Here is a 15395-nt window from a genome sequence, read left to right on the forward strand (position 1 = left end):
CCCCAAAACCATGGCTACAATCCGCGCCGTCAGGAGAGAGCTTTCCACGCAAAGCCGCCGAAGGCGCAGAGGCACTGGTGATCCCACGCTTCGAACGCTCAGGCAAAAGGACTGACAAGACGCCTCGATGCAGGCGTTCCTCACTGGAGAGAGGCGGGTCTTTGTTGAACTCGCCCACCGAAGGGGCAAGCTGTCGGCGATACGCCGGTGGTCAATCTCTCAGGTACCAAGGACAGCGAGGGCATATCCCCCACCATCGGTCTCAGGACCGGGTGGGCTTTCAGAATGCCCTCGGAGTAAGTCCCTTGTCCGCCGATCTCAAGACCACCCCCCTGCACGCTCTGCACATCGAACTTGGCGCCAAGATGGTGCCCTTTGGCGGCTACGACATGCCGGTGCAGTACAAGGAAGGCATCCTCGCCGAGCACAAGCACACGCGCACGGCGGCCGGCCTGTTCGACGTTTCCCACATGGGCCAGCTGCGCCTGGTCGGCGCCGATGCCGGTGCCGCACTGGAAACGATCGTGCCCGTCGACGTGATCGACCTGCCGGTGTTCAAGCAGCGCTATGCGCTCTTCACCAATGAGCAGGGCGGCATCCTCGACGACCTGATGCTGTGCCGCCGCCCCGACGACATCTTTGTGGTGGTGAACGCCGCCTGCAAGGAGCAGGACACCGCGCATCTGCAGGCCAAGATCGGCGGCCGCTGCGAGGTCATCAGCCTGCCCGAACGCGCCCTGCTGGCGCTGCAGGGCCCGCAGGCCGTCACCGCGCTGGCGCGCCTGAACCCCGAGGTGGCCAAGCTCACCTTCATGACCGGCGGCTTCTTCAATCTGGACGGCATCGAGACCTTCCTGACCCGCTCGGGCTATACCGGCGAAGACGGCTTCGAGATCTCGGTGCACAACGACCAGGCGGTGGCGCTGGCGCGCAAGCTGCTGGCCCAAGCCGAGGTCAAGCCCATCGGCCTGGGCGCGCGCGACACCCTGCGCCTGGAAGCCGGCCTTTGCCTGTACGGCCACGACATCAATACCGAGACCACGCCGGTGGAAGGCGCGCTGACCTGGGCGATCCAGAAGGTGCGCCGCGCCGGTGGCGCGCGTGCCGGCGGCTACCCCGGCGCCGCGGTGATCGACGGCCAGCTCGCCGGCGGCGCCAGCCGCAAGCGCGTGGGCCTGATCAGCGCCGAGCGCATGCCGGTGCGCGAAGGCGCCAAGGTGGTGGACGCCGAGGGCAAGGAACTGGGCGTCGTCACCAGCGGCTCGCTGGGCCCCACGGTGGGCAGCCCGGTGGCCCTGGCCTATCTGCCCAGCAGCCACACGGCGGTGGGCACGCCGGTGTTCGCCCTGGTGCGCGACAAGCGCGTGGCCATGAGCGTGGCGCCGACGCCCTTCGCACCGCATCGTTATTTCCGCGGCTGATCCCGCCATTCTTTGGACCCCCTGGTCTTTTCTCCCAACATTCGGAGCACACCATGAGCAACATCAAGTACACGCCTGACCACGAGTGGGTCCAGATCGAAGCCGATGGCACCGCCACCGTGGGCATCACCGTTCATGCGCAAGACGCGCTGGGCGATGTGGTGTTCGTGGACCTGCCCAATGTGGGCCAGAGCTATGCCGAGAAGGAAGTGGCCGGCGTGGTGGAGTCGGTGAAGGCCGCCGCCGACGTCTACATGCCCGTGGATGGCGAGATCACCGCCGTCAACGAAGAGCTGCGCAACGATCCCTCGCTGGCCAACACCGACCCGCTCAAGAGCGGCTGGTTCTTCAAGGTCAAGCTGAGCAACCCCGCCCAGCTCGACGCGCTGATGGACAGCACCGCCTACGACGAGCTGGTCAAGAACAGCTGATCCCAGCCGTTCACAGCAAAGCAGAAAGAAAGCGGGCACGGAGTGCCCGTTGTTGTATTGAAAACCGGTGCCCCGGCCACCAGCCCGGGCGCCTGAGGATTGCGCCATGTTGATGTCTGCCCTGAAGCCGCTCGGTGAGCTCGAGAACGCCGCCGAATTCCAAGCCCGCCATATCGGCCCCGATGCGGCCGATGAGGCGGCGATGCTGTCCGTGATCGGCGCGGCCTCGCGCCGCGCGCTGATCGAGGCCATCGTGCCCGCCAGCATCAAGCGCAGCCAGGGCATGCAACTGCCGGGCGTCGCCACCGAAGCCCAGGCGCTGGCCGAATTGAAGGCCGTGGCAGCCAAGAACAAGGTGCTGAAGAGCTATATCGGCCAGGGCTATTACGACACCCTGACCCCCGGCGTGATCCTGCGCAACATCCTCGAGAACCCCGCCTGGTACACCGCCTACACGCCCTACCAGGCCGAGATCTCGCAAGGCCGCATGGAAGCGCTGGTGAACTTCCAGACCATGGTCACCGACCTGACCGGCATGGCGATCGCCAACTCCTCGATGCTGGACGAGGCCACCGCCGCCGCCGAGGCCATGACCCTGGCCGCGCGCGTGGGCAAGAGCAAGTCCACGGTGATCTTCGTCGCCGACGACGTGCTGCCCCAGACACTGGAGGTGCTGCGCACCCGCGCCAAGCCGCTGGGCTTCAGCGTGCAAGTGGGTGCCGCCGCCGAGGCCGGTCAGAGCGAGTGCTTTGCCGCGCTCGTGCAATACCCCGGCGTGAGCGGTGAAGTGCGCGGCCTGCAGGCGCTTGCCGATGCGGTGCACGCCCAGGGCGGCCTGCTGATCGTCGCGGCCGACCTGCTGGCACTGACGCTCCTGAAGGCGCCCGGCGAGCAAGGCGCCGACATCGCGGTGGGCACCACCCAGCGCTTCGGCATGCCGATGTGCAATGGCGGCCCGCACGCCGCCTACATGGCCTGCAAGGACGAGTACAAGCGCAACCTGCCCGGCCGCCTGGTGGGCGTGAGCGTCGATGTGCATGGCAACCCGGCCTACCGCCTGGCGCTGCAGACGCGCGAGCAGCACATCCGCCGCGAGAAGGCCACCTCGAACATCTGTACCGCCCAGGTGCTGCCGGCCGTGGTGGCCAGCATGTACGCGGTCTACCATGGCCCGCAAGGCCTGAAGCGCATCGCCCAGCGCGTCGCCAGCTACACCGCCATCCTGGCCCAGGCGCTGGGCGAGCGCGTGGCCAACGGCAGCGCCTTCGACACACTGGAGATCAAGACCGGCGCCGCCACCGAGGCCACCCTGGCCAAGGCCGTGGCCGCGGGCATGAACTTCCGTCGCACCTCGGCGCAGAGCGTGTCGGTCTCGCTGGACGAGACCACCACGCGCGCCGACCTGGCCGCCATCCTGGCGGTGTTCGGCCTCTCTGCGGACCTCGCCGCCTTCGAGAAGGGCGTCGCCACCCTGATCCCGGCCGAGCTGCAGCGCACGAGCGCCTACCTGACGCACCCGGTGTTCAACCGCTACCACTCGGAAACCGAGATGCTGCGCTATCTGCGCGCCCTGGCCGACAAGGACCTGGCGCTGGACCGCAGCATGATCCCGCTGGGCTCCTGCACCATGAAGCTCAACGCCACCAGCGAGATGATTCCGATCACCTGGCCGGAGTTCGCGGGCGTGCACCCCTTCGCCCCGCACGATCAGCTGCAGGGTTATGCGCAGCTGAACGAGCAGCTCACCGGCTGGCTCTGCCAGGCCACCGGCTATGCTGGTATCTCGCTGCAGCCCAATGCCGGCTCGCAGGGCGAGTACGCCGGCCTGCTGGCCATCAAGGCCTGGCACGAGTCCCGCGGCGATGCGCATCGCAAGATCTGCCTGATCCCCGAGTCGGCCCATGGCACCAACCCCGCCTCGGCCCAGATGGTGGGCATGCAGGTGGTGGTGACCAAGTGCGACAAGGAAGGCAATATCGACCTGGCCGACCTGAAGGCCAAGTGCGAGCAGCATGCCGCCAACCTTGCCGCCATCATGATCACCTACCCCTCCACCTACGGCGTGTTCGACACCCATGTGAAGGAGATCTGCGCCATGGTGAAGAGCCACGGCGGCCGCGTCTATGTGGACGGCGCCAATATGAACGCCCTGGTGGGCGTGGCGGCGCCCGGCGAATTCGGCGGCGATGTCAGCCACCTGAACCTGCACAAGACCTTCTGCATCCCGCACGGCGGTGGCGGCCCGGGCGTCGGCCCGGTCTGCGTGGTGGCCGATCTGGTGCCCTATCTGCCGGCGCACCGCTCGGCCGGCTACCAGAGCGAGACCGCCATCGGTGCCGTCTCGGCCGCGCCGCTGGGCAATGCCGCGGTGCTGCCGATCAGCTGGATGTATGTGCGCATGATGGCCGCCGAGGGCCTGACCGCCGCCACCGAGGTGGCCATCCTCTCGGCCAACTATGTGGCCGCGCGCCTGGCCGACGCCTATGACATCCACTTCAGCGGCAATATCGCCGGCGTGAAGGGTGGCGGCGTGGCGCACGAGTGCATCCTGGACATCCGCCCTCTCAAGGACGCCACCGGCGTGGGCGCCGAGGACGTGGCCAAGCGCCTGATCGACTATGGCTTCCATGCCCCCACCCTGTCCTTCCCGGTGGCCGGCACGCTGATGGTGGAACCCACCGAAAGCGAATCCAAGGCCGAGCTGGACCGCTTCTGCGACGCCATGCTGGCGATCCGCGCCGAGATTGCCCAGGTGGCCGATGGGGTCTGGACGCGCGAGGACAACCCGCTGGTGAATGCGCCGCATACTGCCGAGAGCCTGCTCAAGGCCGATTGGACGCACGGCTACAGCCGCGAGGTCGCCGCCTACCCGGTGGCCACGCTGCGCCGCCAGAAGTACTGGGTGCCGGTGGGCCGGGTGGACAACGTCTACGGCGACCGCAACCTGGTCTGCTCCTGCCCCCCGATGACTGCCTACGAGTAAAGAGAGCCCCCGATGGCCGTTTCCGTTTTCGACCTGTTCAAGATCGGTATCGGGCCATCGAGCTCGCACACCGTGGGGCCCATGCGCGCGGCGCGCCTGTTCGGGCTGCGCCTGCGCCATGAGGGCTTGCTGGAACGCACTGCGCGCGTGAGCTCACAGCTCTACGGCTCGCTGGGCGCCACCGGCAAGGGCCACGGCAGCGACAAGGCGGTGCTCTTGGGCCTGGCCGGGCACGAGCCCGACAGCGTCGATGTGGAGCGCGTCGAGGCCTATCTGGCCGAGATCCGCGGCAGCAAGCGCATCAGCCTGCTGGGCGAGCATGGCATTGGCTTCGACGAGGCGAAAGATCTGACCCTGTTCCGCCGCCAGAGCCTGCCCCTGCATGCCAATGGCATGCGCTTCAGCGCCTTCGATGCGGCGGGCGAGTTGCTGGCGGAGCGCACCTATTACTCGGTGGGCGGCGGCTTCGTCGTCACCGAAGAGGTGCTGGCCGACGGCCAGAAGCAGAAGGTGATCGCACCCGATGCCACCGTGCTGCCCTACCCCTTCAAGACCGGCGACGAGTTGCTGGTCTTGACCAAGACGCACGGTATCAGCATCGCCGAGGTGATGCGGCGCAACGAACGCCACTGGCGCAGCGACGAGGAGACGCGCGCCGGCCTGCTCAAGATCTGGCAGGTGATGCAGGACTGCGTGACGCGCGGCTGCCGTACCGAGGGCATTCTGCCGGGTGGCTTCAAGGTCAAGCGCCGTGCCGCCCAGTTGCACCGCGACCTCACCGCCAACCCCGAGGCCGCGCTGCGCGACCCGCTGCAGGTGATGGACTGGGTCAACCTCTATGCGCTGGCGGTGAACGAGGAGAACGCCGCCGGCGGCCGCGTCGTCACCGCGCCCACCAATGGCGCGGCCGGCATCGTGCCGGCGGTGCTGCATTACTACAGCCGCTTCGTCCACCATGCCAACGACGAGGGCGTGATCGACTTCCTGCTCACCGCCGCGGCGATCGGCATTCTCTACAAGGAAAACGCCTCGATCTCGGGCGCCGAGGTGGGCTGCCAGGGCGAGGTGGGCGTGGCCTGCTCGATGGCCGCGGCGGCGCTGTGCCAGGTGATGGGCGGCACGCCTGAGCAGGTGGAGAACGCCGCCGAGATCGGCATGGAGCACCACCTGGGCCTCACCTGCGACCCGGTGGGCGGCCTGGTGCAGATCCCCTGCATCGAGCGCAACGCGATCGCCTCGGTGAAGGCCATCAACGCGGCACGCATGGCGCTGCGCGGCGACGGCACGCATTTCGTCAGCCTGGACAAGGTCATCAAGACCATGCGCGACACCGGCGCCGACATGATGACCAAGTACAAGGAGACCGCGCGCGGCGGTCTGGCAGTGAATATCGTCGAGTGTTGAGGCTGGCGGTGCTCAGGCACCGTCCTGCAAGCGCTTGAGCTCGGCCGCCACCGCGGCAAACGAGGGCAGCAACTCGTCCCAGGTCTGGCGATCGAAATGCCGCGGCTTGCGCAGGAGCGCCGGCCGCGACTGCCGCAGCAGCAGGCCCTTGCAGGCGAACACGATGCTGTTGCTGCAATCGCCGTCGCCCACCACCAGCACCTCTTCGCCGAAGCTGCGCCGTATGCGCGCCAGATGGGTCTCGAAATCGACATGGCCGGTGTGCAGATTGGCCACCATCAGGCCGTTGGGCTGCAGGGCATCGAGGCAGTCGTCGTAGAAGCGCTGCGAGCACAGGGCCGGCGGCGTGCCCTCGCTGTCGAAGCCGTCCACCATCAGCACGTCCATGCGGTAGGGCGGGAAGCGCACGAAATCGGCACCGTCGCCCTCGCGCACCTTGAAACGCTCGTCGTCCGGCGGCACCTTGAACTCGCTCTTCAGCGCGATCACATGGGGGTTGATCTCCACCACCTTGATGCGCGTCGTGGGCAGGTAGCGGTGGCAGAACTTTGCCAGCGAGCCGCCGCCCAGGCCGATCATGGCGAGCGTGTCGGGCTCGTCCTTGAGCAGCAGAAAGCCCATCATGGTGCGCGTGTAGTCCAGGTCCAGCGCATAGGGCCGCAGCGTCTGCATGCGGCTCTGGATCTCGCAGATGGAGAAATGCAGGGCCTTGGTGTTAAGCGTCTCGTAGACGAAGGGCTTGACGTGGTCGTTCACGGGTTCGGATTCGAGCATCAGGTGTGGCGAGACAGGGGATGGGAGAGCTGGCGGCCATGCCGCAGGTCGAGCAGCAGCGGTGGCGCGGCCAGCACGACCAGCAGGCAGGCAATCGGGATGGTGGCACTGAAGCCGAAATGCTTGAAGGCCAGGGCGCCGAGCAGGCCGCCGAAGAAGAACAGGCCCAGCACCAGCGCATGGATGGCCAGCTTGTCGCGGTTGGCCCGCACGACATGGATGGCATTGGCATCGGGGTTGCGGTTCCAGTAGAACAGCCGCCCCAGTTCAAGGCCCAGGTCGGTGATCACACCGGTCATATGGGTGGTGCGTATCTCGGCGCGCGAAATCTTGGTGACGATGGCGTTCTGCAAGCCCATCACAAAGCACAGCAGCAGCACCGCGGTGGGGATCAGCAGATGCTCGAAGGAGCTCAGGTGCGCGCCCACCAGGCCAAAGGCCAGCAGCAGCACGGCCTCCAGCAACAGCGCCAGCGCATATTTGCTGCGCAGCTGGCGGCGTCTGGCCCAGTTGATCAGCACCGCCGTGCAGGCGGCGCCGCACACGAACGAGGCCAGCGCGGCCAGCCCGGCAACCGCCAGGCCGAAACCGCCGGTGGCCAGGTCGTCCGCGATCGCCGAGACGATGCCCGTCATGTGCGAGGTGTAGCGCTGCACGGCCAGATAGCCACCGGCATTGATGGCACCGGCCACAAAGGCCAGGATGCCACCCAACTGCCGGTTCGCCTCGCGGGTGCGAACCCGGCCGGTCAGACGATGCAGGTAGTGGAATGCCATTGACTTGTAATCTAATGTGCATTCAGCATGATTGCAATTACAATTTGATTAACATATGGAGCCGGTATGGAACTGAAGACTGCCCGCCTGACCGTGTTGATCGATCCGGCCAAGAAGAAGGCCTTTGAAACGCTGTGCGCCAAGCAGGATGTGACACCGTCCCAGGTGGTGCGCAAGCTGATACGTGAGTACCTCGCGGCGCATGGCGTGAGCTTTGTGCCTGGCGGCGAGGACGACAGCGGCGCCGCGGCCTAAGCGTTGGCGGAAACTCCGGCCGCAGGCAGCGCCCTGGCTGCCTCGGCCAGCGGCCGCAGTTCTTCCTCGCCAAGACTCTCCTGCGCCAGCAGGCGTTCGGCCCCTTGCGCCAGCAGGTCGCGCCGGGCCGTCAACAAGGCCGTGGCGCGGCCATAGGCCTCGTCCACCAGGGCGCGCACCGCGTCGTCGATACGGCGCGCCGTCGCGTCGGACAGCCCGCCCTCCAGCGCCAGGTTCTCGGGCAGCTCGAGAAAACGCTGGCGCTGGCGCTCGTAGACCACCTGCCCCACCGTTTCCGACATGCCGTAGCGCGTCACCATGTCGTGGGCGATGTCGCTGGCCTTGACCAGATCGTCGGCCGCGCCGGTGGAGACCTCGCCCAGCAGCAGCGCCTCGGCCGCGCGCCCCGCCATCAGCACCGCCAGGCGATTGCACAGCTCGCTGCGGCTGGCCAGGTAGCGATCCTCGCTGGGCCGCTGCAAGGTGTAGCCCAGCGCGCCCACGCCGCGGGGAATGATGGAGATCTTGTGCACTGGGTCGCTGCCGGGCAGCACCATGGCCACCAGGGCATGGCCCATCTCGTGCACCGCCACCGTGCGGCGCTCCTGCTCGCCCAGCACGCGCTGGCGATGCTCCAGCCCGGCGACGATGCGCTCCACCGCCGCGGTGAAGTCCTGCATCGCCACCGCCTCGGCGCCGCGCCGCGTGGCCAGCAGCGCCGCCTCGTTGACCAGGTTGGCCAGATCCGCGCCGGCAAAGCCGGGCGTCAGCGCCGCCACCGCATCGGGGTCCACATCCGCACTCAGCGTGACCTTCTTCAGATGCACACGCAGCACGTCGACGCGGCCCTTGCGGTCGGGCCGGTCCACCAGCACCTGGCGGTCGAAGCGGCCGGCGCGCAGCAGGGCCGGGTCCAGCACCTCGGGCCGGTTGGTGGCGGCCAGGATCACCACCCCGGTGCTGGCGTCGAAGCCGTCCATCTCGGCAAGCAACTGGTTGAGCGTCTGCTCCTTCTCGTCATGGCCGCCGCTCAGCGGGCCGACGCCGCGCGCACGGCCCAGGGCGTCGAGCTCGTCGATGAAGATGATGCAGGGCGCCGAGGCGCGGGCCTGCTCGAACAGGTCGCGCACGCGCGCCGCGCCCACGCCGACGAACATCTCGACGAACTCCGAGCCGGTGATCGAGAAGAAGGGCACGCCGGCCTCGCCCGCCATGGCACGCGCCAGCAGGGTCTTGCCGGTGCCGGGCGGCCCGACCAGCAGCACGCCCTTGGGCATGTGCGCGCCCAGGCGGCCATAGGCCTTGGGGTTCCTGAGGAAGTCCACCGATTCGCGCAACTCGGCCTTGGCCTCGTCGACGCCCGCCACATCGTCGAAACGCACCCCCACATCGGTCTCGGAATGCAGCTTGGCGCGGCTCTTGCCCACCGAGAGCAGGCCACCCAGCCCGCCCTGCCCCGCCATGCGCTTGGCCATCAGGCTCCAGACCCCCATCAGCACCAGGGCCGGCACCACCCAGGACAGCAGGTCGCGCAGCAAGGTGTTCTCCACCACGCCCTCGAAGCGCACCTCGTACTGCGCCAGCTCCCGTGCCAGCTCGGGCGCCACGCGGGTTGTGACGATGCGGGTGCGGCCGTCGGGCTGCGCGGCCTTGAGCTTGCCCTCGATGAACTGGCTGCCCACCGTGATGGACTCCAGCCGGCCGGCCTTCAGGTGCTGGAGAAACTCGCTGTAGGGAATCGGCTGGACCTGGGTGGACGCCACCCACAGATCGCGCAGCCAGAACAGCGCCACCAGGGCCAGCAGCAGCAACCAGAGCTTTTGCAGCCGCCAGTCCAGCGGCGCGTTCGGCGCGGGTTTGGGCGGCTCGGGCGGGTTCGGGCTCATGGCGGCGATTCTCCTGGACGGGGCGAACGATGTCGCCGCAGGCCCCCAGTCTCGCTGATCTGGATCAAGGCCGGCCGCAGACAGCGGGCCTAGCTTGAGCGCTGCGAGCGGCTCGAAAATGCGTCCCGGAGGCATGCGGCCATGAACCATTCTTCTCCTGCTTGGCGCGGCAGCATGCTGCTGTGCCTGGCCCTGCTGTGGGCACCCACGGCTTGGGCGCGGGAGCTGCAGGTGGTCGATGCCGGCAGCGGCCTGCCGATCGCCGCGGCCACGCTGGTGGCGGGCGGCGCGCAGACGCTCAGCGATGCGTCCGGGCGCGCCGAGCTTGCCGAGACGGCGGGCAGCAGCGTGTCGGCCCGCGCGCCGGGCTACCAGCGCCGCACGCTGGCACTCGCCGGCAGCGGCCCCTTGCGCATCGCCCTGCAGCCCATCCAGCCCAAGGCCCTCTATCTGTCGGCCTATGGCATCGGCAACGCGCTGTTGCGCGCCGACGCCTTGCAGCTGATCGAGCGCACCGAGCTGAATGCCCTGGTGATCGACATCAAGGGCGATCGCGGCATCGTGCCCTACCGCAGCGCGGCGGTGGCCGCGGCGGGCCTGGCGCAGCCTATCGTCACGGTGGCCGACATGCCCGCGCTGATGGCCGAGCTGAAGGGCCGGGGGCTGTACCTGATCGCGCGCATCGTGGTGTTCAAGGACGAGCCGCTGGCCCAGGCCCAGCCCCGCTGGGCCGTGCACGACGCGCGCGGCCAGCTCTGGCAGGACCGCGAGGAACTGGCCTGGATCGACCCCTTCGAACGCGCGGCCTGGGAGCGCAGCCTGGCCCTGGCCGAGGAAGCGGCGGCGCTGGGCTTCGACGAGCTGCAGTTCGACTACCTGCGTTTTCCGGATCAGGCCGGCCTGCGCTTCGGCCAGCCCAATACCGAGGCCGGCCGGGTGGCCGCCATCGTCGCCTTTCTCGACGCCGCCCGCCGGCGCGTGGCGCGCTACAACGTCTTCATCGCCGCCGACATCTTCGGTTACGTGGTCTGGAACAGCGACGACACCCAGATCGGCCAGCAGCTCGAGAGCCTGGCCGGCCATGTGCACCTGTTCTCGCCCATGCTCTATCCCTCGGGCTTCGCCTTCGGCATTCCCGGCCATCGCGAGCCGATGAAGGCGCCCTACGAGTTGGTGGCGCATTCGCTGCAGCGCGCCGGCGAGCGCACCGGCCGCGGCCCGCCGCTGTACCGGCCCTGGTTGCAGGCCTTTGCCGACTATGCCTTCGACCACCAGGCCTTCGGCGCCACCGAGATCCGCGCCCAGATCGACGCGGCCGAGGCCCAGGGCGCGCAGGGCTGGATGCTGTGGAACCCGCGCAACCGCTACGAGGCCGCGGGCCTCAAGGACAAAGAACAGCCGCGCTGACGCGGCTCAGGGGCCGCGCGGCGCCAGGAACAGGGCCTGCGCATCCATCGAGCTGCGCTTGCCCACCGCCGGCAGATCGGAGTGCAACCAGGCCTGCGCGGCACGGCGCCCCAACTCGAACAGCTGGCGCAGCAGGCGCGGGTCGGTGTTGAGCTTGCTGGAGGCGTCGAAGGGCGCCAGCCCCGGCTCATCGGCAATGCGGTGCATGCGCAGGGCCTTGTAGCGCGTCGGATCCACGCGCTGGTCGGCCAGCAGCTTCTGCACGAAGGCGATGGCGCGCAACTCGGCCACCAGGCTGGCGTTGAAGGTGATCTCGTTGACGCGGTCGTTGATCTCGACCGCCGTCTGCGGGATGCCGTCATGTTCGCGCGGGTTGATCTGCACCAGCAGCACATCGTCGCTCGCGGTGCCATAGATCAGCGGCCAGAGCGCCGGATTGCCGGAGAAGCCGCCGTCCCAGAAGGCCTCGCCGTCGATCACCACCGTCTGTGCGCTCTGCGGCAGGCAGGCCGAGGCGAGCAAGGCATCGATGCTCAGCTCCGTGCCGCTGAAGACATGCGGCTGGCCGCTGCGCACCGAGGTGGCAGCCACGAAGACCTTCAGCGGGCCATGGCGCAAGGCATCCTCGTCCACATGGGCGGCGACGATGTCGCGCAGCGGGTCGAGCTTGAAGGGGTTGAGCTGGGCCGGGCTCCAGAGCTTGAGCCAGTTGTCCCACAGCGCATAGCCGGGCCACTGGTCGCGGTTGAAGGCCCAGGCCGGCAAGCTGGGGCCGGGCGGCGCCCAGCAGCCCGCCACGCCACCGATGGCCTGCCAGAACTTCGCCAATGCGGCGCGCGCGCCCGCCGCCTCGCCGCGGGCCCAGCCGCTGGCCAGCACGGCGGCATTCATCGCGCCGGCACTGGTGCCCGAGATGCCATCGATCGCTAGCCGACCATCTTCCAGCAACGCGTCCAGCACGCCCCAGGTGAAGGCGCCATGCGAGCCGCCGCCCTGCAGGGCGAGGTCGATGGCGGGGCGGGCCTGCGGCGCGGCGCGGGAGCGTGAGGGGCGGGAGCTGGTGGGCATGGCATGCAGCGTTGGGCGGTCGCGGGGGCCGGAGCGGGCATTGTGCCGGCCCGGCGCCGGCAGCGCTGGCACGGCAGAGCCAGCACTTGGTCACGGATTCGGCGTGAATGCGTGCCTCGGGCCGGCTGGTAGCCGTGAATACATGCCAATATCAAAACATTCTGTTACGACACGTCGTTCATGCCCCGGTGTCTGAGCATCTTGTGGCGCCTTGGGCACAAGGCGATACGCGGCGCTGCCCTGCTCGGGGCTGCGTTGGCGCTGGCGAGCCCGGCCGCCGCCGCGCCGCTCGAGCGCCTGGTCTGGGCCGGCGCGCCCTACGCGCCCATGGCGATCCGCGAGGGGCCACTGCGCCTGCGCGGCTATGTGGACCGCATGGTCGCCGAGGTGCTGCAGCCCGGCCTGCCGCAGTACCGGCACGAGACCCTCGACGCCTCGCCGATGCGGCTCGATCGCGAGCTGCAGGGGCCCGAACAGGCGGTCTGCAGCCCGGCCTTCAGCCGCACGCCCAGCCGCATGCAGCGCTATGCCTTCACCGAGGCGATCTTTCGCTTCCTGCCAACGGGCGTGGTGTTGAGGAAGACGGATGCACGCGCTCCGGTCACCGCGGGCGAGCGTGCCACCCTGTCGCTGCGGGAACTGCTCGTGCGCAAGGTGCAGATGGGCTTGGTCGGCTACCGGGCTCACGGGCCGGCGGTGGATGCGCTGCTGAGCGACCATGTGGCACAGGTGCGGCGCTTCATTCTCGGCACCTCCAACCAGTCGGTGCTGGCCATGCTGGCGCGCAGCCATGCCTTGGACGCGGTGTTGGTGTACGAGTTCGAGCTGAGCTACTTCAACAGCCTGCATCCCGAACTCGGCCGCACGCTGGGCTGGTGGCCATTGACCGAACTCAGCGACACGCAGCTCTCCTACATCGCCTGCTCGAACAATCCGGCCGGCCGGCGCGCCGCCGCCGCCATCGATGCCCTGCTGACCCAGCCCGGCGTTCGGGAGCGCATCCAGGCGCTCTACGAAGAGTGGCTCAATGCCGACAGCCAGCAGCAGCTGCGCGCGCTGCGCGGCCGCATGGGTGCGAGGTACTGGCAGGAATGACGCGCCGCTCCTCTTGCATCGGCGGGGCCCGGCGGGTCCGAGCCCTGCTGCTCGCAGGCGCGCTGCTGGCCGCAGGCGGCTTGTCGACCGGCGCGCGCGCCGCAGATGCCGGCAGCGTGGACTTGGGCCAGGAGATCGCACGGCTGCAGCGTGCCGGCCTGCCCGCCGCGCTGGAGCAGCGCCGGCAATTGCTGAACGGCCTGCAAGCTCGCCTGACCCCGCAGGACAGCCGAAATGCGCTGGCGCTGAGGGTGCTGGAGTGCCAGGACCCGCTCGAGCCCGAGACCTTTTTGCGCGGTGTCGAGCAGACGCTCAAGGCCGGGCTTGAAAAAGACGCCGATCGCCTGCTGCTGCTGGAATGCGCGGGGCGCCTGCAGGAGCCGCTGCGCAGTGCCGCCGCGGCAATCGCCAGCTACACCGAGGGCATCGAGCTGGCCCGCGCGCTGAAGCAGGAGGACATGCTGCTGACGTTGCTGGGGGTGCGCAGCGGAGCGCGCTCGCAAACCGGCCAGCATGCGCTGGCGCTGACGGATGCGCTGGAGGCCTACCGGCTGGCGGAGGCCCGTGGCACCTCGGACTACGGCTTCGCATTGCAGAACATCGGTATCGCCTATCGGCGCATCGGCGAGCTGGAGCTGGCGATCCAGTACCTGGAGCGCAGCCGCCAGCAGTCCGCGCGCCTGGACCGTTGGGATTCGCTGGTCAGCGATCTGCTGCAGCTTGCCTACTCTTACCACGACCTCGGTCAGCTGGACACGGCGATGGCGCTGTTCCGCCAGGTGCAGCAAGGCGCCGAGGCGCGCGGCGATTTCGCCAACCTCGCCGCGGCCCTGGCGGGCCAGGCGATGAGCGAGGTGAAGGCCAAGCGCTACACCGAGGCGCTGGCCTCGGCAAGCGCGGCACGCCGCGCCTTTGACAAGGTCGGCATCACGGATCGCATGCCCGAGTTCCAGCGCGCCCGCGCCCTGGCCGGGCTGGGCCAGCATGCCGAGGCGGCCCGCCTGTTCGACGCCTTGCTGCCCGCCTGGGAGGCGGAGGGCCAGACCCGCTACCTCGCCATGCTGCTCGAGAGCCGCGCCGCGACGCGGGCGGCCCTGGGCCAACACGCGGCCGCGTACGCGGATCTCAGGCGTTACCAGACCCTGCGCGAGGCGCAGGTGAGCCAGCAGGCGGACCAGCGCAGCCAGTGGATGCGGCAGCAATTCGACGCGTCGCAGCGCGAGCAGCAGATCCAGGCCTTGATCGCGGCGCGGCGGGCCCAATACCTCGCGATCGCGCTGGCGCTGGTGTTGCTGGTGGCGGTCGTGGCGATCGCCTGGCGCTGGCGCCTGCGCAGCCGCAAGTACCGCGACCTGGCCTTGACCGACACCCTCACCGGCGTGGCGAACCGCCGCTGCGTCGAGCGCTACGCGCAGCAATGTCTGGCCTCGCGGCGCTTCGGCCAGCACGCGGTCAGCCTGCTGATGTTCGACATCGACCACTTCAAGCGAGTCAACGATCAGCATGGCCACGCGGCCGGCGACCTGGTGATCCAGCGGGTGGCGCAGACCGGCAAGGCGCAGCTGCGCCAGGGTGACCTGCTGGGGCGCGTCGGCGGCGAAGAATTCCTGGTCGTGCTGCCGGGCACCGATGCGGACGCCGCGCGGGCCGTGGCCGAGCGTGTCCGCAAGGCCGTGCAGGCGCTCGACTTCGGCGACGTGCATCCCGAACTCAGGGTCACGATCAGCCTCGGCTTCGTCGCCGCGGGGGCCGCCGAGGGCCGGGATCTGGCCCATTGGCAAGCCTGCGCCGATGCCGCGCTCTACCGCGCCAAGCAGGGTGGGCGGAATCAGGTCCAGGGCTGAGCAAAACGCCTGCTTACACCTGCAACACGCCGCTTCCGGCGCCAGCGCCCC

12 protein-coding genes and 2 riboswitches are annotated in these 15395 nt (G+C 68.9%); of the genes, 8 read left to right on the forward strand and 4 right to left on the reverse strand.

The features are described 5' to 3' along the window. Window positions 1–20: 20 nt before the first annotated feature. A riboswitch (glycine riboswitch) is annotated at window positions 21–124 on the forward strand. A 9-nt stretch (window positions 125–133) separates the two neighbouring features. Continuing rightward, a riboswitch (glycine riboswitch) is annotated at window positions 134–246 on the forward strand. 59 nt (window positions 247–305) lie between these two features. From gcvT to PFX98_RS19920, 4 genes are all read left to right on the forward strand, one after another. Next, a complete protein-coding gene (gcvT, locus tag PFX98_RS19905; protein WP_425334629.1) occupies window positions 306–1421 on the forward strand; it encodes a glycine cleavage system aminomethyltransferase GcvT in 1116 nt (371 codons plus the stop codon). Between the two features lie 53 nt (window positions 1422–1474). Continuing rightward, complete coding sequence (gene gcvH / locus PFX98_RS19910) at window positions 1475–1852, forward strand: glycine cleavage system protein GcvH (protein WP_285232222.1); 378 nt, start codon at window positions 1475–1477, stop codon at window positions 1850–1852. 106 nt (window positions 1853–1958) lie between these two features. After that, window positions 1959–4835: an aminomethyl-transferring glycine dehydrogenase gene (gcvP, locus tag PFX98_RS19915; protein WP_285232223.1), complete on the forward strand. Its 2877-nt coding sequence runs from the start codon at window positions 1959–1961 to the stop codon at window positions 4833–4835. Window positions 4836–4847: 12 nt separating this feature from the next. Continuing rightward, on the forward strand, window positions 4848–6239 hold the full coding sequence (locus PFX98_RS19920; RefSeq protein ID WP_285232224.1) for an L-serine ammonia-lyase: 1392 nt from the start codon (window positions 4848–4850) through the stop codon (window positions 6237–6239). Between the two features lie 12 nt (window positions 6240–6251). On the opposite strand, the gene PFX98_RS19925 is transcribed toward PFX98_RS19920, so the two are convergent. Continuing rightward, window positions 6252–7013, reverse strand: a complete 762-nt coding sequence (locus tag PFX98_RS19925) for a spermine/spermidine synthase domain-containing protein (protein WP_285232225.1) — start codon at window positions 7011–7013, stop codon at window positions 6252–6254. After that, window positions 7013–7789, reverse strand: a complete 777-nt coding sequence (locus tag PFX98_RS19930) for a YoaK family protein (RefSeq protein ID WP_285232226.1) — start codon at window positions 7787–7789, stop codon at window positions 7013–7015. The genes PFX98_RS19925 and PFX98_RS19930 overlap by 1 nt, the downstream gene beginning before the upstream one ends. Before the next feature lie 66 nt (window positions 7790–7855). Between PFX98_RS19930 and PFX98_RS19935 the strand changes: the two genes are divergently transcribed. Continuing rightward, window positions 7856–8044: a CopG family transcriptional regulator gene (locus PFX98_RS19935; protein WP_285232227.1), complete on the forward strand. Its 189-nt coding sequence runs from the start codon at window positions 7856–7858 to the stop codon at window positions 8042–8044. Here the strand turns inward: PFX98_RS19935 and ftsH are convergent. After that, on the reverse strand, window positions 8041–9930 hold the full coding sequence (gene ftsH / locus PFX98_RS19940) for an ATP-dependent zinc metalloprotease FtsH (RefSeq protein WP_285232228.1): 1890 nt from the start codon (window positions 9928–9930) through the stop codon (window positions 8041–8043). The genes PFX98_RS19935 and ftsH overlap by 4 nt on opposite strands. A gap of 141 nt (window positions 9931–10071) precedes the next feature. On the opposite strand from ftsH, the gene PFX98_RS19945 reads away from it, so the two are divergent. Further along, a complete protein-coding gene (locus tag PFX98_RS19945; RefSeq protein WP_285232229.1) occupies window positions 10072–11337 on the forward strand; it encodes a putative glycoside hydrolase in 1266 nt (421 codons plus the stop codon). Between the two features lie 6 nt (window positions 11338–11343). Here the strand turns inward: PFX98_RS19945 and PFX98_RS19950 are convergent, their stop codons facing one another. Next, window positions 11344–12405 (reverse strand): patatin-like phospholipase family protein, encoded by a 1062-nt coding sequence (locus tag PFX98_RS19950; RefSeq protein ID WP_285232230.1) that lies wholly within the window; start codon window positions 12403–12405, stop codon window positions 11344–11346. A gap of 201 nt (window positions 12406–12606) precedes the next feature. Here PFX98_RS19950 and PFX98_RS19955 point away from each other — a divergent pair, with 201 nt between their 5' ends. Then, the gene (locus PFX98_RS19955; protein ID WP_285232231.1) at window positions 12607–13500 is read left to right on the forward strand and encodes a hypothetical protein; all 894 of its coding nucleotides are present in this window, start codon (window positions 12607–12609) and stop codon (window positions 13498–13500) included. Further along, window positions 13497–15344, forward strand: coding sequence for a diguanylate cyclase (locus PFX98_RS19960; protein WP_285232232.1), 1848 nt, complete (start codon window positions 13497–13499; stop codon window positions 15342–15344). Before PFX98_RS19955 ends, PFX98_RS19960 begins: the two co-directional genes overlap by 4 nt. Window positions 15345–15395: the final 51 nt, after the last annotated feature.

The sequence above is a fragment of the Paucibacter sediminis genome (assembly GCF_030254645.1).
Classification (GTDB): domain Bacteria; phylum Pseudomonadota; class Gammaproteobacteria; order Burkholderiales; family Burkholderiaceae_C; genus Paucibacter_B; species Paucibacter_B sediminis.

Bases quoted from the DNA above. Each gene is read 5' to 3' on its own strand.
- PFX98_RS19950 (WP_285232230.1), bottom strand. From the start codon at position 12,405: ATGCCCACCAGCTCCCGCCCCTCACGCTCCCGCGCCGCGCCGCAGGCC.
- PFX98_RS19930 (WP_285232226.1), bottom strand. From the start codon at position 7,789: ATGGCATTCCACTACCTGCATCGTCTGACCGGCCGGGTTCGCACCCGC.
- PFX98_RS19935 (WP_285232227.1), top strand. From the start codon at position 7,856: ATGGAACTGAAGACTGCCCGCCTGACCGTGTTGATCGATCCGGCCAAG.
- PFX98_RS19960 (WP_285232232.1), top strand. From the start codon at position 13,497: ATGACGCGCCGCTCCTCTTGCATCGGCGGGGCCCGGCGGGTCCGAGCC.
- gcvH (WP_285232222.1), top strand. From the start codon at position 1,475: ATGAGCAACATCAAGTACACGCCTGACCACGAGTGGGTCCAGATCGAA.
- PFX98_RS19920 (WP_285232224.1), top strand. From the start codon at position 4,848: ATGGCCGTTTCCGTTTTCGACCTGTTCAAGATCGGTATCGGGCCATCG.
- PFX98_RS19925 (WP_285232225.1), bottom strand. From the start codon at position 7,013: ATGCTCGAATCCGAACCCGTGAACGACCACGTCAAGCCCTTCGTCTAC.
- PFX98_RS19945 (WP_285232229.1), top strand. From the start codon at position 10,072: ATGAACCATTCTTCTCCTGCTTGGCGCGGCAGCATGCTGCTGTGCCTG.
- gcvP (WP_285232223.1), top strand. From the start codon at position 1,959: ATGTTGATGTCTGCCCTGAAGCCGCTCGGTGAGCTCGAGAACGCCGCC.
- ftsH (WP_285232228.1), bottom strand. From the start codon at position 9,930: ATGAGCCCGAACCCGCCCGAGCCGCCCAAACCCGCGCCGAACGCGCCG.